Here is a 17,882-nt window from a genome sequence, read left to right as displayed (position 1 = left end):
AGCAGCGTAACGCTACTGCCCCAACCAGTCGCGCACGGTGCTGACCAGGGCGTCCGACCAGGTCGCCAGCAGTTCCTCGCCTTCGAGGGCACAGGCGCCATCGGGGTCACCGAGCACGCCGTTGATGCTCACGGTGCGTACACCGCCTTGGCGCAGACGGTTCCACAACCGAGGCAGCGGCTCGGTGTTGCCCGCTCTCGCCGCCGAGAGCCGGACCTCGGCGGGGCGAAGCGCGAGCATGACCGACGTCTCGGTGCGGCCTGCGTGGGAGTCGTCCTGGCGCCCGCTCGGCGCCCACGACAGCACGTCGCGGCCCTCGTTCCGCAGCGTGCGAACGGCTCTCGCCAACGGTGCCGCGTTGCCTCCGTGCCCGTTGACCAGAACCGTCGCGGCGAAGTGGTCGGCGGAACGGACGAGTTCTACCACCACCAGTTCCAGCGCGGGGCCGCCGATGGAAAGGGTGCCCGCGAAACCGGCGTGCTCCCCGCTCGACCCGAACGGCAGTGGTGGGGCGACGACGACTCCGGCGACCCTGGCGGCGAGACGCTCGCACAACTCCACCGCGATCGCGGTGTCGGTGTGCAGCGGTAGGTGAGGACCGTGCTGTTCGGTCGCGCCCAGCGGAACGGCGAGTATCGCGCGTGGAACTTCCGGGGACCGCAGCGCGCCGAGGTCGGTCACCTCGGTGCCGCCTCGGTGAACTGCGGCAGCAGCGGCGCCAGCGTGCGGTGCCGCACGCAACCGGCCCACACTCCCGCGCCGTAGGCGAGATCGTCGGCCACCCGCAGCGCCAGCCACGCCGGGGAACGGCCCACCGAATCCACCACGCACGGAAGTAGCGAGGCCAGCAGCGCCGCGCGGCCGCAGCCGCTCAGCAGCGTCGCGGGCCACCAAGCCCTGCGAGTCGCCTCGGCGAGCAGCCGGCCCGCGCCGAGGTGGCCCAGTCCCGCCAGCCGCAGCGACTCGCTCACCGGAACACCGCGGCCACGCAGCTTGCGCGGCAGCAGCGCCGCCGTCGCCGCCGCGAGCGCAAGCGCAGGCAGCGGTCTGCCTGCCGCCAGCAGCGCCCACGAGACCGCGCTCCATACCGACAGCCTCGCGCAACTGAGCAACCCCGGGTGCCTGCGCGACAGTGGGGCCGCCGACGTGCCGTACTCGAACCGCTGCCGCAACCACGGCAACAGAGCGGGGCGTGGCTCATGGGTCACGGTCGCCGACGGCTCGTAGCGCACCGAGCCGATCCGCAGCAGCCGCCACACCAGGTCCACGTCCTCGCCGAACCGAAGTCCGGTGTCGAACCCTGCCACGGCGGCCAGCGCGTCCCTGCGCACGACGAGCGCCGCGCTCGGCACGTAGCTGACCCGGCTCATCGGGCGTACCGGGGCCGGGTGCGGTCCCAGGTCCAGGCTCGAGCGGTGTGCCTCGTACCTGGCAAGCACGCCGTGGCCGTGCGCGCCTACGACGCGCGGCGCCACCGCTACGACGTCGTCGTCGCCGAACTGGGCCAGCACCGCGTCCAGCCACCCGGGCTGGGGCACGGTGTCGGCGTCGAGGAACGCCACCAGCGGCGTCGAGGCCAGCGCCCAACCCGCGTTGCGGGCGGCCGCTGGTCCCATGGCGCGGTCGTGTCGCACGGTGGCCTCGGCCAGCGGGACGGCCGAGCCGTCGTCGACGACGACGCGGTTGGCCAGTTCCCCGGTCGCGTCGAGCAGCCGCCGCACTCCCGCCGCGTTGTCCTTGACCGGCACCACGAGCGTCACGTCGGCGGGCGCCGGTCCCGAGGGCGGTCTCGGGTGCACCAACCCGGCCCGCACGAGGCGCCGGGCCAGTTCGCGCTCCCGCTCGCTCTCGCCGACCGGCTCGCCGGACGACCAGCGCTGCAGCAGTCGAGCGCCGCTACCGCCTAGCCGCACCAGCCGAAGCGGTGACCCGCCGATCAGCAGCGCGCCCCTGCGCCGCACGGAAGCGTCGAGGGTGAGCCGGGTGCCCGCCTTCATGGCGTGAAACCACCGTCGGCGTGCACCACGGTGCCTGTGATCGCGCTGGATTCCGGTGAGCACAGGAAACAAACGGCGGCCGCCACCTCGTCGGCGTCGAGCAGCCGGTCCACCAACTGGTGCGTGGCGAACTCCTCGACCTCGTCGAGGTCGTACAGCCGTGCCGTGGCCGCGAGCATGTCGGTGCGCGTCGAGCCGGGAGAGACCGCGGTGGCGCAGACACCGGTGCCTCGCAGGTCGTTGGCAAGTCCCTTGACGAGGCCCACGACCGCGTGCTTCGCGGCGTTGTATCCGGCAAGATGCCACAGCCCGTGGTGCGCGGCCGCCGAGGCCAGCGCGACGAACCGCCCGTTACGCGGCCGGGGTCGCTCAAGCAGTGCGGGAACGGCTGCACGCGCGAGGTTGGCGACACCGTTCACCCCGACGGAGAACAGCGCGTCCCACTCGGCCTCGCCGGTTTCCCACAGCGGCTTGCCTCCCGCGATGAGCCCCGCGCCCGCGACCGCGGCATCGAGGCCGCCGAAGCGTTCCCGAGCGAGGTCGACCGCGCGCCGCAGCGCGTCAAGATCCTGTACGTCGGCGACGGCGTCGACGACCGTTTCGGGGTGCTGGGCGGCGACGGCGGCCAGTTGCTCGCGGCTGGCGAGCGGGTAGGGCACGCGGCGATCGTCGGTGCAGCGGTCGGTGGCCACGACGCGCCAGCCGGAACGGGCCATGCGGTGCACCACCGCCGCGCCGATGCCGCGGCCCGCTCCGGTGACCAGCGCGACCCTGCTGCCGTCCGTGGGCGGCGCCGTCATGCCAGGAAGCCCTTACCGCGTAGGTAGTCGAGCAACTCGTCAGCGGCGCGGCCAGCGTCGTCGGTGACGACCACCCTGGGTGGTTCCCGCTCTTCGTGTGCCCCGGTCAGTCGCAACAGCCGCTGCCGGGGATCGGAGCCCTGCGGGGGTGGCAGTTCCTTGGCGCGCGGGCGGTAGGGGCGCACCGAGCGGACCGCTACCGGTTGCGCCGCGAGCGCGGCGGGGTCGGAGGGCACTACCGGGATGGTGGCCGTGCGCGCCGCGAGTGTGGCGCGCAGGTTCGCCCTGCGCAGCCGGACCCCAGCCGGTTCGACGGAACAGACGGCGGGAAGCGGTATCGCGAGCCGCTCCCTGCGGCCCCGGTCGAGCCTTCGCAGCCCGACGAGGTGCCCGTCGGTGTAGCTCAACTCGACGAGTCCGAGGGCTTGCGCGCAGCCGAGTTCGGCGGCGAGGAACGCAGGGGTGGCCCCGGTTCCTCGGTCGGCGGAGTGGTCACCGGTCAGCACCAGGTCAGGGTGCCCCAGTTCGTCGCGCACCGCCTGCGCAAGCGCTTGCGCGGTTGCCGCGCCGGAGTCGGCCCGGTCGTCGGTGTTCCCGGCTCCCGCCGCGTGCCCTGGGTCGACCCGCAGCACCGCGTGCGCGCCGCAGGCGAGGGCGTCACGCAGCATGTCGGTGGCGGGTTCGGGTGCGAGTGAAACAGCCACGCAACGCCCGGCAGCCGCCTGCGCGATGCGCAGTCCGTGTTCCAGCGCGCAGCGATCGGCCTCGCTGGGGCCGGCACCGCGCGCGTCGGTGCTCACCCGGCCCGTCAGCGCGTCGACGCGGGCGTGCGTGTCCACCCAGCGCATGGCCACCACGACGAGCGGGCCCGAACCGCTGTCAGCCATGGCGGAACACCACGCCCTGCCCGCCGTCGGGGTAGCTCCAGCTGATGGCGTTGCCGCCGTCGCACACCAGGTAGCACGTGCCGCACTCGAAGCACTGCTCGTAGTTGAACAGGATCCCGCCGTCGTCGGTGGGCACGAACAGGTTGGCGGGGCAGGCATGTACGCATGCCTTGGTGGTGCATGAGCGGCAGACGTCGGTGTCGACGACGATGTGCGCGTTCGTCGCCACGCGGAAGTCGACGCGCGCCATCCGGTCGTCGAAGGCGAGGTCGGCGTATCGCTGGGTCATCTGGTGCTCCTCATCCGAACGAGCGCAGGCCGGTCAGCGCATCCCTGGCCAGTTGGTGCAGGCCCACGCCGTTACGTTTGGCCGAGCGGCGCAGCAGCCTGCGAAGGCCCGGCTTCGGGGCCGGGTTCTCCACCGTGAACATGCCCTCCACGAGGTCGCAAACCAGGCCCGGGTAGCGCTGCTGCACGCGGTCGGAAAGCACCAGCGCGGGTGCGTTGCGTAGCTTCCTGTGGTCGGCGAGTACGAACGAGTCCGCCAGCAGCGTCCGGTACTCCCGCAGCCGCTTCGGGTCGTCGGCGGCCAGCGCACGTGCCGCCGCGCGACCCGCGTACATGCCAGAGCCGAGCGCGAAGTTGACGCCCTCCAGCCAGATTCCGGCGGCAAGGCACATCGCCGCCGCGTCACCCGCCACCAGCAGCCCGTCGCCGACGAGTCGAGGCATCGTCCGGTAGCCGCCCTCGGGAATCAGGTGCGCGGAGTACTCCACCAGCTCGGCTCCACGCACCAGCGGCCGGATCGAAGGGTGCCGCTTCAACTCGGCGAGGATCTCCTCCGGGCGCAGCCCCGCCTTCGCCAGGCCGGGCAGGCCGAGGACGAGACCGACGCTGAGCGTGTCGTGGTTGGTGTAGACGAACCCACCGCCGGGAACGCCACCGGTGCCACCGAGTATCTCGATGTCCACACCGTCGGACCCGCTCACGCCGAAGCGTTCGTCGATGGTCTCCTTCGGTAGCGCGAGGGTTTCCTTCACCCCGAGCGTGGTGTGCTCGGCATGCTCGCCGGGGTAGAGCCCGGCCTGCTTGGCGAGGAAGGAGTTCACCCCGTCGCAGGCGATTACCACCCTGGCCGTGAGGTCGCCCTGCTCCCGGTCGGTGCGCACGCCGACCACCCGCCCTCCGCTCGTACGAAGCAGCGAGGTGACCACTGTGGACGGCACGAGCACGGCGCCGGCCTGCTGTGCGTGGTCGGCGAGCCAGCTGTCGAACTCGGCGCGGTAGGTGGTGGCGCCGTTGTAGGGCGCGCTGCCCCAGTTCTGGCTGCGGAAGTCGACGGTCAGCGAACGCTCGTCGGACAGCAGCATCGTCTGGCGCCGGGTGATCCAGCGTTGTACCGGCGCCCGCTCGAACCAGTCTGGGATCAGCTCGTCGAGCACCCGGCCGTACACCACACCGCCGTAGACGTTCTTCGAGCCGGGGAACGGGCCACGCTCCAGCAGCGCGACGGAGTGGCCTGCCCTGGCCAGCTCCAGCGCCGCGGCTGAGCCCGCGGGCCCCGCGCCCACCACGATCGCGTCGAAGTCGGTGGTAGCCGGTGGTTCCACCGTGACGGCCGCCCCGGAGGGGCCTGCCCTGTCACGCATCATCGCTCCCACTCAGTCGGCGGGCCAGCTCCCTCAGCAGTGCCTGCGCGTCGGTAACCAGCCCGAGATCGGCCATCGCCGTCATCGGTGAACTGGCGTCGGTGTTCACCGACACCACGTGCCGTGGCGCGCCGAGCCCACCGGTGTGCTGCGTGGCACCGGACACGCCGAACGCCACGTAGAGGTCCGGGTCCACGACCACGCCGGTGGTGCCGATCTGCCGCTCGTAGGGCGCCCAGCCCGCGTCGGTGACGACCCTGGTGGCGCCAACCGAAGCCCCCAGCGCCGCTGCGACCTTGCCGAGCAGCGCCACGGCGTCCGGGCCGGAAAGCTCGCCCGAGGCGAGCCCCGCGCCCGCACCGAGGATGCGTGGCGCCTCGGCGAGGTCGGCCGTCGCGGGATCTGGGTCGAGCACTTCCAGCACCTTCGCGTCGCCAGCGGGGTTCACCTTGACGTCGAGGTCGGCGAGCTCCGGTGAGCCGTCGAGCGGCACGCTGCCGCGCACACCCGGCAGCAGTGTGGCTACGAACGGGCCGCTCGCCTCGACGGTCACCGCGACCCTGGAGTCCCACCTGGCCAGCTCGACCGACGTCTCGCCGACCCGCACAGCGCCTGCCAGCAGCGGCCTCGTCAACTCGGCGGACAGCCGGGGCGCGAGGTCGCGCCCGTCGGGGGAGGCGGGCAGCACCACCCGGGGCACGCCACGCAGCGGACCCGCCAGCGCCCGCGCCCACGCCGACGGCGCGAACTCGCCGAGTTCCGCGCACCACGCGCGGCGCAGCGGAGGAAGTTGGTCCACCGCCTCGCGGCAGCCCGAACCCGCGAGCAGAGCCGTGCCACCGGCCTCGGCGACCGCCTCGTCCGCTCCGAGCGGAGCTGTTCCCTCCCGGATCACCAACACGGCCAGCGTGTCGCAGCCGGGTGCCAGCGTCTCGATCGCCTTCACAGCGCCACCGCCACCCGGTGTCCCTCGACGACGGCCGCGTGTGCCCTGCGCGGCGCCACGCAGTCGCCCACCCTGTGCACCTCGAAGTCGGCCGTGCCGGACAGTTCCTGCCACAGCTCGTCCACCGGCGCCTGGTGTGTCGCGCACACCACCCAGTCGAACCGCACTTCGGCGGTGGCGCCGGTGGTGTGCTTCAACATCCGCAGCCGCACGCCCGATGTCTCGGTGTCCGCCGCTGCCTCAAGCACCACCTCGTCGGTGGTCTGCGCGATGCCCTTCGCGGCGGCGCGCACGTTGAACGTCTCCATGTCCAGCGTGACGCCCAGGTCCTGGCCCACCACCATGCCGGAGGTGGAGATCCGCACCGAGCAGCCACGGTCGGCCAGCAGCTCCGCCACCGAGGTCGCCTGGTGGAAACCGAGATCGTCGATGACACACACCTCGCCCTCCGGCGCGGCACGGCCTTCCAGCACGTCACGCACGTCGACGACGCGGTCCAGCCCACCGGCCCAGTGCGGTGGCGTCGGCCTGGCCCCGGTGGCGAGCACGACGGCCTCCGGGCGAAGCGCCGCGATCTCCTCGGCCGTGGCCGTGACGCCGGTGCGCACGTCCACGCCGTAGCGGTGGCACTCCGCCAACGCGTTGCGCACCACGTCGAGGAACTCCGCGCGGCTCGGCACGCTCGCCGCCACACTCACCTGGCCCCCGGTAGTGGGTTGCCGCTCCAGCAGCACCACGTCGTGTCCGCGTTGCGCCGCCGTAGCCGCCGCCTGCAGCCCCGCGGGGCCACCGCCTACCACAACGACCCTGCGTCCTCGCCGAACCGGGTGGGGAAGCGGCACGCTCTCCTTGCCGGTGCGCGGGTTCTCGATACAACCGAGCCAGCGGTTGAGCCCCATGCGTCCGACACATTCCTGGTTGCAGGAAAGGCAGGTGCGGATCTCGCCCGCCCGCCCCGCGCGTGCCTTCGCCACGAAATCGGCGTCGGCGATCTGCCCGCGCACCACGCCGATGAGGTCGGCGTGGCCCTCGGCGAGCGCGCGGTCGGCCTGTAGCGGGTCCTTGAACCTGCCGACGCCAACCACGGGCAGGTCAACCGCCTTACGGATGGCGCTGGGGATGAACATCGCGTACCCGGGTGGGATGCTCATCGAAGCCTCGATCATGTAGAGCGTGGAGGTTGCCACACCGATCGAGGTGTTGATGTAGTCGACGTCGCCCGTGGCCTCCACCCACCGCGCCACCCGCACGGCCTCGTCGATGGTGGTGCCGCCCTCGATGAGCTCGTCGCCACACAGCCGCACGCCGAGCGCCATGCCAGGCCCGATCGCTTCCCGCACGGCCTTCACCAGCCGCAGCAGCAGCCGAGCCCGGTTCTCCAGCGGTCCGCCGTAGTCGTCGTCACGCAGGTTCGTGGCGGGGGAGAGGAACCCTCGCACGATGGAGGAGTGCGAGCACTGTAGTTCCACACCGTCGAAGCCACCCTGCCTGCAATGCGTGGCCACCCTGGCGTACCCGGCGACGATCTCGTCGATCTCCGCGACCGAAACCGCCTTGGGGACCTCGCGAAACAGCGGGTCGGGCACCGGCGACGGTGCCCACACCGGCAGCCGCGAGTACATGCTGGAGGCCTGGCCACCGTTGTGGTTGAGCTGGGCGAAGATCGGCACCCCGTGTGCGTGCACCGCCTCGGTGATTCGGCGGTAGCCCGCGACCACCTCGGGGTGGAAGCCGTGGATCAGCTTCTCGTAGGGCCAGTCCGTCGGGTGGGTGGAGTGCTCCTCGGTGATGATCAGCCCGGCGCCACCAGCCGCGCGGGCCGCGTAGTAGGCGGCGTGCTGTGCACTCGGCATGCCGTCGGTCGCGTAGTTGGTGAGGTGTGCGGAGAACACCACCCTGTTGGCGAGTGTCACCGGGCCGATCCGAAGTGGTGAGAACAGGTAGCGGTAGCGGCCGTTCATGCGGGCACCACCTGTCGCGCGGTGGAGACGGCCAGTGCGGCCCTTCTTCCCTCCAGCACGGCCTCGTGGACCGTTCTGGGAGCGACCAGATCGCCTGCCGGGACGGCACCGTCGATGAGCGGTGGTGTGCCGGGCAGCCGGTGTCCACAGTGCACCAGCACCGCCGAATCCACCTCGGTCGCCGCGCCGGTGAAGACGTCTTCGACCACGACGTGGTCGGGATGCACCTCGCGCAGTACGCTACGTTTGGCCAGCCGCACGCCCGCGCGTTGCAGTCGTGCGTTGGCGTCGGCGAGGTCGCCGGTGATAGCCAGTTGGGTGCCAACCACCTGGTCGTGGGTGACGACGGTGACGGCGCGCTGCTGCGCGGCGAGCAGTTCCGCCACAGCCACCCCGACGGCATCGCCGACGGGGTCGAACACCGTGACCGCGCCCTTGGGCAGTGTGTCCGGTTCGCGGAGCAGGTCAACGACATCCACCACGCGCGCCCCTTCGTGCGCGTTGTAGGGCCGGGGGCCCGGTCGGGAACCGGTGGCCGCGATGACGCTTTCGCCCGGCCTGGCTACGGTGTCCTCGCTGCCGGTTACGACCTCGACGCCGAGTCGGCGCACCTCGGTTTCCAGCCATTCGGCGAGTTTGCCCAGACGTTCACGCCCCGGCAGCGTCGCCGCCAGGCTCAGCAGCCCGCCGAGTCGACGCTCGCGTTCCACCAGCCGCACCTGGTGCCCGCGCAGCGCCAGTACTCTCGCGGCCTCCATCCCGGCGGGCCCGCCGCCGACCACGAGCACGGGGGTTGCCAAGTCCTGCGCCGCCGCGGTTTCGGCCGGGTCGGTGGTCTCGTGCCCGCTGCGCGGGTCGCCGATGCAGCTGATCACCGGGTTCCGGTTGTCCCGCACGCGGCACTTCTGGTTGGTTAGCGTGCACGGCCGGATGCGTTCGGGCTCGGACAGCTTGGCCACGAACTCGGCGTCGGCTATCTGGGCGCGGGTCAGCTCCACCAGGTCGGCGACTGCGTCGGTGAGTGCCCACCTCGCCTGTTCCGGGTCGACGACCGAACCCTGCAGCACCACCCGCGTAGCACCGGACACCGCGCGCCGGACGCGGCGGCTCAGCTCGGCGTTGAAGCCGGGCTCGGTGTGTGAGTCGGGCCGGGTCGCCGACGAACCCATCGCCGACCCTCGCACGACCACGAGATAGTCCACCTTGGCCGCCACCTCACGGGCGATGTCCTCGGCCTGCTCCGGCGTGATCCCGGCCCACGGGGCCAGCTCGTCGCAGGAAAGCCGCAGGCCGAGCACGCGGTCGGCGCCGATTCGGGCACGCACCGCGGCCAGTACCTCTCGCAGCAGCAACAGCCGGTCCTCGCCGTAGGCGTCGCCGCGCTGGTTGGTGAGCCCGGAAAGGAACTGCCGCAGCAGCGAGAACTGCCCCGCGTCCACCTCGACACCGTCGAGGCCGGACTCGGCGACGAGTTCGGCGGCGACCGTGAAGCCCGCGACGACCGCCCTGATCTCGGCGGCCTCCATCTCCATCGGCATCTCGCGGCTGGCCACGTCGGGAACCCGCGAAGGTGCCCACAGCGGACGCTGCGAGTACGCGGAAGAGCCCTGTGATCCGGCGTGGCCGAGTCCGGCGAGCACAAGTGTCCCGTGTGGACGGCAGGCGTCGGCGATCAAGGACCACCCGGTGCCGCACTCCTGCGCCAGCGGCGCGCGTTCGTATGGCCAGTCGGAGTCGTGCACGCTCGCCGTCTCGGTGACGACCAGCCCGGCGCCACCGGCAGCTCGTCGCTCGTAGTAGGCGGCGTGCGCCTTCGAGAGCGCCCTGCCGCGTGCCAGGTTTGTCTCGTGTGGGCCGAACATCACCCTGGAAGGGGCGGTCTTGCCGGAGAGGGTGATCGGTTCGGTGAGCGGCTCGCTCACGGGCGGAAGCCGGCGAGCGGGCTGGTGTCACAGGCCCGGTCCGGCAACCGTTCCTGCTCGGGTGGACCCCAGCCGATCGGAACGGCGACGCGCTTGCGGCCCCGATGCGAGTGGTCCTTGTCCGGCCTCGGTTTGTCGCCGCCGCCGACCGTCGCGAGCGCGCGCTGACCGTTTCCCTTGACGCACTCGGGGTCAGGCCCGTCCAGCGGCAGCCCGGTGAAGAACTTCGCCGCCATGCAGCCGCCCTGGCAGGAGTCGTATGCCGAGCAGGAGGTGCAGGCGCCACCGGTCTGCGGCGCCCGCAACCGCGCGAACAGGTCGGACTCGCGCCACACCGCTGTGAACCCGCCCTTGTCCCGCACGTTGCCCGCAAGGAACTCGTCGTGGATCGCGAACGGGCACGCGTAGACGTCACCCACCGGGTCGATCAGGCAGACCACGCGGCCCGCGCCACACAGGTTCAGTCCCGGCAGCGGGGTCGAGCCGAGCGCGTTGAGGTGGAAGAACGAGTCGCCGGTCAGTACGTTCTCGCCGCTGGCCACCAGCCACTCGTACAGCCGCAACTGTTGCTCGGCGGTGGGATGCAGCTCGTCCCACGTGTCGGCCCCTCGCCCGGACGGTCGCAGCCGCGTGATGCGTAGCTGGGCGCCGTATTCGTCGGCGAGCTGCTTGAACTCGTCGAGCTGGTCAACGTTGTGCCGGGTCATCACGACGCTGATCTTGAAGTTCGCGAAGCCCGCGTCCCGCAGGTTCTCCATGGCGCGCAGCGCGGTGTCGTAGGACCCTGGCCCCCGCACGTGATCGTTGACCTCGGCGGTCGCGCCGTCGAGCGACAGTTGCACGTCCACGTAATCGGTGCTCGCCAACCACCGGGCGCGCTCGGGCGTGATGCGAACGCCGTTGGTGGAGAACTTCACGCCGACCTGGTGGTCGACGGCATACTCCACGATCTCCCAGAAGTCGCCGCGCACGGTGGGCTCGCCGCCACCGATGTTGACGTAGAACACCTGCAGTCGCTGTAGCTCGTCGATGACTGCTTTGCATTCCGCTGTGGACAGTTCGCGTGGGTCCCGCCGTCCCGACGACGAAAGGCAGTGCACACACGAGAGGTTGCAGGCGTAGGTCAGCTCCCAGGTCAGGCAGATGGGAGCGTCGAGCCCGTGCTGGAAGTGCTCGACAAGCTTCATGGGTCTCCCTTCGAAGGCCGCGTGGCCGGTGCCGGTGGCGGTGCCGCTAGTGCCGCTGGGCACTCACGATGGTTCCGGCCGAGGCCAGTCCGGCGAGCGCTTCGAGATAGCGCGGGTGCTCGGCACGCGGGACGCCCGCCGATTCCAGCGCCGACCGCGCGTCCGGCTGGTTTTCCAGCTCGCGGACGACATCGACGAGCAGGCGGGTCTTGAGGAAGGACAGTTTCCTGGTGGTGAAGTCGTATACGAGCGCACCGAACGGTTCCGGTCGCAGCGCGACACTGGAACTGAGCCGGTAAGGCCGGTCCGGTTCGAACGAACCGGCGCTCACGGCTGTTCGGTGGGTAGCAGGGGTGTCAGTAGACACCGCACATGCCGTCGATCGAGACTTCTTCGACGAGCATGTCGTCCTCGACGACGGCGTCCTCGTGGGTCTGCGACTCGTTCATGGCAAGCTACTCCTCGCTGAGCAGTGGTAAGAGCGAAAACGAGAGTAATGGCACTCGGTGTCAAATGGAAGGGGTCATGGCGAAGGAGCCGTCAGATCCACCCGTCCGGCCAGGTAGGCGCCGTTCGACCAGCCAGTACGAGCTGGAACGCGTGGCGTTCGAACTCTTCGAGCGCGACGGCTTCGAGGCGACCACGGTCGACGACATCGCCAAGGGCGCGGGCATCGGAAGACGGACCTTCTTCCGGTACTTCGAGTCCAAGAACGACGTGGTCTGGGGCGCGTTCAGCGACCAGCTGCAACGGATGCGTGACCGGTTCCGCGACCGGCCCGACGACCAACCGCTCATGGACGCCGTGCGCACCGTCGTCGTGGACTTCAACCGCGTCGATGCCGCCGAGGTGCCCCGGCACCGCAGGCGGATGGAGCTGATCCTGCGGGTACCGGCGTTGCAGGCGCACTCGACGCTGCGCTACGCCGAGTGGCGGGCGGTGGTGGCTGAGTTCGCGGCGCGGCGCCTCGGGGTGTCGCAGACGGAACTGCTTCCACAGGCCATCGCCTACGCGGCACTGGGCGTAGCGCTCGCCGCCTACGAGCACTGGCTGGCCCGAACGGACGTGGAGCTGTGCGAGCTGCTCGACACCGCCATGGCCGCACTGGCGCAGGGCTTCGGCAACCGCTGACCTGAACACCCGCGAGTCCCCCGTCCATGCCCGCGAGTCCTGCGTCCATGCCCGCGAGTTCTGCGTTCATGCCCGCGAGTTCTGCGTTCGGGTGGCGTGCCCGCAGGACCCCCAACGAGCACCGGAGCGGGGAACTCGCGGGCGAGAGCGGGGGACTCGCGGGCGAGAGCGGGGGACTCGCGGGCGAGAGCGGGTCAGCTCGGCAGTTCTAGTTTCAGGATCTCCGCCGAAGCCTCACCCTGCGGGGTGCGGTAGGTGATCTTGTCACCCTTCTTGTGTCCCTCGATGGCGCGACCCAGTGGGCTGTCGGCGGTCAGCGAGGACACGTCGTCCTCCTCCGCCTCGTCGGCGATCCCGACGACGACCATGTCCTCGACACTTCCGTCGCCGAATTTCAGCGTTACCTTGGTCCCGGAAGGCAGTCCCGAATCCTGCTCACCAACCGGTCCGCCGTGCAGCAGGTCGCTGATCTGGCTGATCCGCTGGTCGAGCCTTGATACCACCTCGGCGCGTTCGAGCAAGTCGGCCTGGTCGGCGCTGTCGCCGAGCGGATCGTCACCGAGCCGCGGCGCCAGCGCCTCCCTCTGCTCACGTAGCTGTTCGAGCTCCCGCTCCAGCCTGGCACGGGTGGCCGGGCTCAAGCCTCCGGTCGACGTCATCCGTCCATTGTCAGGGTTGAGCGCCCGGCTCGCCATGTGATTGATCAGCGGTCGTAACCCGCCTTGCGTAACGCGTCCGCCATCGCACCGCCCGAGGCCGCTCCCCGGTCGGCTCCCTTGCGGGCTCGCTGGCCCCCACCGCCGTGGTTGCCCGGCTTGCCCTGCCTGCGTTCCCGCTTGCCGCCCTGCGGCCCGCGCTCGCCGGGTGTGGCCTCGTCGTCCAGTCGCAGGGTAAGCGAAATCCGCTTTCGCGCGACGTCCACGTCCAGGACCTTCACGCGCACCACATCACCCGGCTTGACGATCTCCCGAGGGTCCTTCACGAAATCACGCGACATCGCCGAGACATGCACGAGGCCGTCCTGGTGCACGCCGACGTCCACGAAGGCGCCGAACGCCGCCACGTTGGTGACCACGCCCTCCAGCGTCATGCCAGGCTTCAAATCCGCCATGGTCTCAACGCCGTCGGCGAAACTGGCCGTCTTGAACTCCGGGCGCGGGTCACGTCCGGGTTTCTCCAACTCGGTGAGGATGTCGGTGACCGTGGGCAGTCCGAAGGTGTCGTCGACGAACTCCTGCGGTGACAGCTTGCGCAGTGTCCTCGAGTCGCCGATGAGTTCGGCGATACCGATGCCCATCCGGTCCACGATCCGCCTGACCACCGGGTATGCCTCCGGGTGGACGCTGGAGGAGTCCAGCGGGTCGTCCCCGCCCGGGATGCGCAGGAAGCCCGCGCACTGCTCGAACGCCTTCGGCCCGAGCCGGGGAACGCTCGTGAGCGCGTCCCTGGTGCGGAAGGGGCCGTTGCTGTCGCGATGCTCGACGATGTTCTCCGCCAGCCCCGTTCCGATGCCCGACACCCGGCTCAGCAACGGCGCCGACGCCGTGTTGACGTCGACACCCACGGCGTTCACGCAGTCCTCCACCACCGCGTCCAGTGAACGCGACAGCTTCGACTCGGCCAGGTCGTGCTGGTACTGGCCGACTCCGATCGACTTGGGGTCGATCTTCACCAGTTCGGCGAGCGGGTCCTGCAACCTCCTGGCGATGGAGACCGCGCCGCGCAGCGACACGTCGAGTTCGGGCAGTTCCTGTGCCGCGTACGCCGAAGCCGAGTACACCGACGCCCCCGCCTCAGACACCACGATCTTGGTCAGCTTCAGCTCCGGTGCCAGCTTCACCAGTTCACCGGCGAGCTTGTCGGTCTCCCTGGAAGCAGTGCCGTTGCCGATGGCGACGAGTTGTACGCCGTGTTCGCGGGCGAGCTTCTCCAGTGTCACCAGTGCGTCGTTCCAGCGCGCCTGCGGCTTGTGCGGGTAGATGGTGTCGGTGGCGACGACCTTGCCGGTGCCGTCAACCACGGCCACCTTCACCCCGGTGCGGTAGCCGGGGTCGAGTCCCATCGTGGGCCTGCCGCCCGCGGGCGCGGCAAGCAACAGATCACGCAGGTTCGCGGCGAACACCCGCACGGCCTCGTCCTCGGCCGCCTGCCGCAGCCGCATGCGCAGGTCGATACCCAGGTGCAGCAGGATCTTGGTGCGCCATGCCCAGCGGACGGTGTCGCACAACCACCGGTCGGCGGGCCTGCCCTCGTCGCTGATGCCGAAGCGCTGCGCGATGCGGGTCTCGTAGTCACCGGCCTCCGTGCCCGGCTCGTCGGGTTCGGTGGTCAGGTCGAGCACTTCCTCCTTCTCGCCGCGAAACAGCGCGAGGATGCGGTGTGAGGGCAGCTTGGTGAACGGTTCGGCGAAGTCGAAGTAGTCGGAGAACTTCGCGCCCTCGGTTTCCTTGCCTTCCCGAACCTTCGATGTCACCCAACCGCGTGACCACATGCGCTCGCGGAGCTCGCCGATGAGGTCGGCGTCCTCGGCGAAGCGCTCGACCAGGATCGCGCGTGCACCCTCCAGCGCCGCGGCAGCGTCGGCGACGCCCTTGTCGGTGTCGACGAACAGCTCCGCCGCGGCCTTCGGGTCCTTGGTGGGGTCGCCGAGCAGCCCGTCGGCGAGCGGTTCGAGCCCGGCCTCCCGAGCCACCTGCGCCTTCGTCCTGCGCTTGGGCTTGTAGGGCAGGTAGATGTCCTCCAGCCGAGCCTTGGAGTCCGCCGCCATGATCCTGGCCCGCAACTCGTCGTCGAGCTTGCCCTGTGCCTGGATCGAATCCAGGATCGCGGTGCGTCGTTCCTCGAGTTCGCGCAGGTAACGAAGCCGTTCCTGCAAGGTGCGAAGCTGGCCGTCGTCGAGCCCGCCGGTCACCTCCTTGCGGTAGCGCGCGATGAAGGGCACCGTCGACCCTTCGTCGAGCAGGCCCACCGCTGCCTGCACCTGGGCGGGGCGGGCGCCGAGCTCTTCGGCGATCTTTCGATGAATGGACACCATCTCAGCCACGACGGGCATTGTGCCCTGCTCGATATGAGGCATGATCTGCCCATGGCCGAACACGACCTGAAGCCACGCAGCCGCGAGGTAACCGATGGGCTCGAACGGGCGGCCGCGCGGGGGATGCTGCGCGCCGTCGGCATGGGTGACGATGACTTCGCCAAGCCACAGATCGGCATCGCCTCGTCGTGGAACGAGATCACCCCCTGCAACCTGTCACTGAAGCGGCTGGCCGACGCCAGTAAGCAGGGTGTGCACGCCGAAGGCGGATTCCCGCTGGAGTTCGGCACGATCTCGGTCAGCGACGGCATCTCCATGGGCCATGAAGGGATGCACTTCTCGCTGGTGTCTCGCGAGATCATCGCCGATTCGGTGGAGACGGTCATGGAGGCCGAGCGGCTCGACGGCACGGTGTTGCTCGCCGGGTGCGACAAGAGCCTGCCCGGCATGTTGATGGCTGCCGCGCGGCTGGACGTCGCCGCTGTGTTCGTCTACGCGGGCTCGATCCTGCCCGGCCGTGTGGACGGGCGCGAGGTGACGATCATCGACGCGTTCGAGGCGGTGGGTGCGTGCGTGCGGGGTCTCATCAGCCGCGAGGAGGTCGACCGTATCGAGCGGGCGATCTGCCCCGGCGAGGGCGCGTGCGGCGGCATGTACACGGCCAACACCATGGCCTGCGCCGCCGAGGCGCTGGGCATGTCGTTGCCAGGGTCAGCGAGCCCGCCATCGGTGGACCGGCGTCGCGACCGGCTCGCGCGGGCCAGCGGTGAGGCGGTGGTGGAACTGCTGCGGCACGGCATCACCGCCCGCGACATCCTCACCAGGGAGGCGTTCGAGAACGCGATCGCGGTGGTGATGGCTCTCGGCGGGTCCACCAACGCGGTGCTGCACCTGCTCGCGATCGCCAACGAGGCGGGTGTGCCGCTCAGCCTGGACGACTTCTCCCGCGTCGGCGACCGGGTGCCGCACCTGGCCGACGTCAAACCGTTCGGCAGGCACGTCATGACGGCCGTCGACCGGGTCGGCGGCGTGCCGGTGGTGATGAAGGCACTGCTGGACGCCGGACTGCTGCACGGCGAATGCCTGACCGTGACGGGGAAGACGCTGGCGGAAAACCTCGCCGAGTTGGGCCCGCCCGAACTCGACGGCGAGGTGATCCGTTCGCTCGCCGACCCGATTCACCCGACCGGTGGAATCACGATCCTGCACGGCAGTCTCGCCCCGGAGGGCGCGGTCGTGAAGAGCGCGGGCTTCGACACCGCCAGGTTCGAGGGCACCGCGCGGGTGTTCGACGGTGAGCAGGCCGCTATGGACGCTCTCGACGAGCTGCAGGCGGGCGACGTGGTGGTGATCCGCTACGAGGGACCGCGAGGCGGGCCGGGGATGCGCGAGATGCTGGCGGTGACCGGCGCGATCAAGGGAGCCGGGCTTGGCAAGGACGTGCTGCTGCTCACCGACGGCCGGTTCTCGGGCGGAACCACCGGCCTGTGCGTCGGCCACGTGGCGCCCGAAGCCGCGCACGGTGGGCCGATCGCGTTCGTCCGCGACGGCGACCCGATCGTGCTGGACATGACGAGCCGCACGCTCGACCTCGGGATCAGCGAGGACGAACTGGAGCGCAGGCGCGAGGGGTGGCAGCTGCCGCCCGTCACCAGCCGCTCCGGGGTGTTGCGCAAGTACGCCCAACTGGTGGGCACGGCCGCGCGGGGCGCCGTCTGCTCCTGACACCCTCGCGCCTCGGCTACCCGGTGGGTGGGTTCAGTCCAGCAGTGGGTCGATGTCGGTCTGGACCTGTCGTGGTGAGACGGTGGGCTCGAAACGGCGAATGACCGCGCCGTCGCGGTCGACGAGGAACTTCGTGAAGTTCCACTTCACCTCGTCGGTGCCGAGCGCCTCCGGACGTGAGTTCTTGACGTGCTCATACAGCGGCCCCGCGTCGGGACCGAAGTCGCCAGGAGCCTGCTCACGCAGGTAGGCGAACAGCGGGTCCGCCGTGGCGCCGTTGACGTCGACCTTGGCGAAGAGGGGGAAGGTGACGTTGTAGGTCGTGGAGCAGAATCGCTGGATCTCGTCGTTGGTGCCGGGTTCCTGACCGCCGAACTGGTTGCATGGGAAGGCGAGGATTTCCAGGCCACGACCCTTGCAGGCCCGATACATTTCCTCCAGGCCTTCGTACTGCGGTGTCAGGCCACACTTGCTGGCCACGTTCACGATCAACAGGACGCGGCCCTTGTACTCGGCCAGCGAGCGGATCTCGCCGTCGGCGGTGAGGACGCGGAACTGGTGCACACTCATAGCCCGGCACTGTTTCACCCCGTACTGGGGGTTCGACATGACGTGCGCCACACTTGGGGCGTCGGCGATTCCG

17 protein-coding genes are annotated in these 17,882 nt (G+C 70.3%); 2 read left to right on the top strand and 15 right to left on the bottom strand.

Annotated features, from left to right (window positions below; all coding sequences use genetic code 11):
- Positions 1-12 precede the first annotated feature (12 nt).
- From mftE to mftA, 12 genes are read right to left on the bottom strand one after another with little or no spacing between them, the layout of a single operon-like run.
- Positions 13-681, bottom strand: coding sequence for a mycofactocin biosynthesis peptidyl-dipeptidase MftE (mftE, locus tag FHU38_RS20245; RefSeq protein WP_167173740.1), 669 nt, complete (start codon positions 679-681; stop codon positions 13-15).
- Positions 678-1,997 (bottom strand): mycofactocin biosynthesis glycosyltransferase MftF, encoded by a 1,320-nt coding sequence (gene mftF / locus FHU38_RS20240; RefSeq protein ID WP_167173737.1) that lies wholly within the window; start codon positions 1,995-1,997, stop codon positions 678-680. Before mftF ends, mftE begins: the two co-directional genes overlap by 4 nt.
- Positions 1,994-2,797 carry a mycofactocin-coupled SDR family oxidoreductase gene (locus tag FHU38_RS20235; RefSeq protein WP_167173736.1) on the bottom strand — a complete coding sequence of 268 codons (804 nt, stop codon included), beginning with the start codon at positions 2,795-2,797 and terminating at the stop codon, positions 1,994-1,996. Before FHU38_RS20235 ends, mftF begins: the two co-directional genes overlap by 4 nt.
- Positions 2,794-3,684, bottom strand: coding sequence for a mycofactocin-associated electron transfer flavoprotein beta subunit (locus FHU38_RS20230; RefSeq protein ID WP_208415756.1), 891 nt, complete (start codon positions 3,682-3,684; stop codon positions 2,794-2,796). The genes FHU38_RS20235 and FHU38_RS20230 overlap by 4 nt, the downstream gene beginning before the upstream one ends.
- A complete protein-coding gene (locus tag FHU38_RS27000) occupies positions 3,677-3,973 on the bottom strand; it encodes a ferredoxin family protein (RefSeq protein ID WP_208415755.1) in 297 nt (98 codons plus the stop codon). The genes FHU38_RS20230 and FHU38_RS27000 overlap by 8 nt, the downstream gene beginning before the upstream one ends.
- A gap of 10 nt (positions 3,974-3,983) precedes the next feature.
- On the bottom strand, positions 3,984-5,336 hold the full coding sequence (locus FHU38_RS20225) for an FAD-dependent oxidoreductase (RefSeq protein ID WP_243852301.1): 1,353 nt from the start codon (positions 5,334-5,336) through the stop codon (positions 3,984-3,986).
- A complete protein-coding gene (locus FHU38_RS20220; RefSeq protein ID WP_167173732.1) occupies positions 5,326-6,279 on the bottom strand; it encodes a mycofactocin-associated electron transfer flavoprotein alpha subunit in 954 nt (317 codons plus the stop codon). Before FHU38_RS20220 ends, FHU38_RS20225 begins: the two co-directional genes overlap by 11 nt.
- A complete protein-coding gene (locus tag FHU38_RS20215) occupies positions 6,276-8,240 on the bottom strand; it encodes a mycofactocin system FadH/OYE family oxidoreductase 2 (protein ID WP_167173730.1) in 1,965 nt (654 codons plus the stop codon). The genes FHU38_RS20220 and FHU38_RS20215 overlap by 4 nt, the downstream gene beginning before the upstream one ends.
- Positions 8,237-10,162: a mycofactocin system FadH/OYE family oxidoreductase 1 gene (locus tag FHU38_RS20210; protein ID WP_167173728.1), complete on the bottom strand. Its 1,926-nt coding sequence runs from the start codon at positions 10,160-10,162 to the stop codon at positions 8,237-8,239. Before FHU38_RS20210 ends, FHU38_RS20215 begins: the two co-directional genes overlap by 4 nt.
- Positions 10,159-11,349 (bottom strand): mycofactocin radical SAM maturase, encoded by a 1,191-nt coding sequence (gene mftC / locus FHU38_RS20205; RefSeq protein WP_167173725.1) that lies wholly within the window; start codon positions 11,347-11,349, stop codon positions 10,159-10,161. Before mftC ends, FHU38_RS20210 begins: the two co-directional genes overlap by 4 nt.
- Positions 11,350-11,395: 46 nt before the next feature.
- Positions 11,396-11,680: a mycofactocin biosynthesis chaperone MftB gene (mftB, locus tag FHU38_RS20200; RefSeq protein ID WP_167173723.1), complete on the bottom strand. Its 285-nt coding sequence runs from the start codon at positions 11,678-11,680 to the stop codon at positions 11,396-11,398.
- A gap of 25 nt (positions 11,681-11,705) precedes the next feature.
- Positions 11,706-11,798, bottom strand: a complete 93-nt coding sequence (gene mftA, locus FHU38_RS20195) for a mycofactocin precursor MftA (protein ID WP_009152873.1) — start codon at positions 11,796-11,798, stop codon at positions 11,706-11,708.
- A gap of 76 nt (positions 11,799-11,874) precedes the next feature.
- Here mftA and mftR point away from each other — a divergent pair, with 76 nt between their 5' ends.
- Positions 11,875-12,480 carry a mycofactocin system transcriptional regulator gene (gene mftR / locus FHU38_RS20190; protein WP_167173722.1) on the top strand — a complete coding sequence of 202 codons (606 nt, stop codon included), beginning with the start codon at positions 11,875-11,877 and terminating at the stop codon, positions 12,478-12,480.
- A gap of 194 nt (positions 12,481-12,674) precedes the next feature.
- Here the strand turns inward: mftR and FHU38_RS20185 are convergent, their stop codons facing one another.
- Together FHU38_RS20185 and FHU38_RS20180 are read right to left on the bottom strand one after the other, a co-directional pair.
- Positions 12,675-13,139, bottom strand: coding sequence for a GreA/GreB family elongation factor (locus FHU38_RS20185; protein WP_167173720.1), 465 nt, complete (start codon positions 13,137-13,139; stop codon positions 12,675-12,677).
- A gap of 44 nt (positions 13,140-13,183) precedes the next feature.
- Positions 13,184-15,532: a Tex family protein gene (locus FHU38_RS20180; protein WP_208415754.1), complete on the bottom strand. Its 2,349-nt coding sequence runs from the start codon at positions 15,530-15,532 to the stop codon at positions 13,184-13,186.
- A 33-nt stretch (positions 15,533-15,565) separates the two neighbouring features.
- Here FHU38_RS20180 and ilvD point away from each other — a divergent pair, with 33 nt between their 5' ends.
- The gene (gene ilvD, locus FHU38_RS20175; RefSeq protein WP_167173715.1) at positions 15,566-17,239 is read left to right on the top strand and encodes a dihydroxy-acid dehydratase; all 1,674 of its coding nucleotides are present in this window, start codon (positions 15,566-15,568) and stop codon (positions 17,237-17,239) included.
- Positions 17,240-17,272: 33 nt separating this feature from the next.
- Here the strand turns inward: ilvD and FHU38_RS20170 are convergent, their stop codons facing one another.
- Complete coding sequence (locus FHU38_RS20170; protein ID WP_167173713.1) at positions 17,273-17,809, bottom strand: glutathione peroxidase; 537 nt, start codon at positions 17,807-17,809, stop codon at positions 17,273-17,275.
- Between the last annotated feature and the right edge of the window lie 73 nt (positions 17,810-17,882).

The sequence above is a fragment of the Saccharomonospora amisosensis genome, from assembly GCF_011761185.1.
Taxonomy (GTDB): Bacteria; Actinomycetota; Actinomycetes; order Mycobacteriales; family Pseudonocardiaceae; genus Saccharomonospora_A; species Saccharomonospora_A amisosensis.
The sequence above is the reverse complement of the archived record's forward strand: the minus strand, read 5'-3'. Positions and strand labels throughout refer to the sequence as shown.

Coding starts and splice junctions, on each gene's coding strand:
- FHU38_RS20230 (WP_208415756.1), bottom strand. CDS start 3,684: ATGGCTGACAGCGGTTCGGGCCCGCTCGTCGTGGTGGCCATGCGCTGG.
- mftR (WP_167173722.1), top strand. CDS start 11,875: ATGGCGAAGGAGCCGTCAGATCCACCCGTCCGGCCAGGTAGGCGCCGT.
- ilvD (WP_167173715.1), top strand. CDS start 15,566: ATGGCCGAACACGACCTGAAGCCACGCAGCCGCGAGGTAACCGATGGG.
- FHU38_RS20185 (WP_167173720.1), bottom strand. CDS start 13,139: ATGACGTCGACCGGAGGCTTGAGCCCGGCCACCCGTGCCAGGCTGGAG.
- FHU38_RS20225 (WP_243852301.1), bottom strand. CDS start 5,336: ATGATGCGTGACAGGGCAGGCCCCTCCGGGGCGGCCGTCACGGTGGAA.
- FHU38_RS20215 (WP_167173730.1), bottom strand. CDS start 8,240: ATGAACGGCCGCTACCGCTACCTGTTCTCACCACTTCGGATCGGCCCG.
- FHU38_RS20235 (WP_167173736.1), bottom strand. CDS start 2,797: ATGACGGCGCCGCCCACGGACGGCAGCAGGGTCGCGCTGGTCACCGGA.
- mftF (WP_167173737.1), bottom strand. CDS start 1,997: ATGAAGGCGGGCACCCGGCTCACCCTCGACGCTTCCGTGCGGCGCAGG.
- FHU38_RS27000 (WP_208415755.1), bottom strand. CDS start 3,973: ATGACCCAGCGATACGCCGACCTCGCCTTCGACGACCGGATGGCGCGC.
- mftA (WP_009152873.1), bottom strand. CDS start 11,798: ATGAACGAGTCGCAGACCCACGAGGACGCCGTCGTCGAGGACGACATG.
- FHU38_RS20170 (WP_167173713.1), bottom strand. CDS start 17,809: ATGAGTGTGCACCAGTTCCGCGTCCTCACCGCCGACGGCGAGATCCGC.
- mftC (WP_167173725.1), bottom strand. CDS start 11,349: ATGAAGCTTGTCGAGCACTTCCAGCACGGGCTCGACGCTCCCATCTGC.
- FHU38_RS20180 (WP_208415754.1), bottom strand. CDS start 15,532: ATGCCCGTCGTGGCTGAGATGGTGTCCATTCATCGAAAGATCGCCGAA.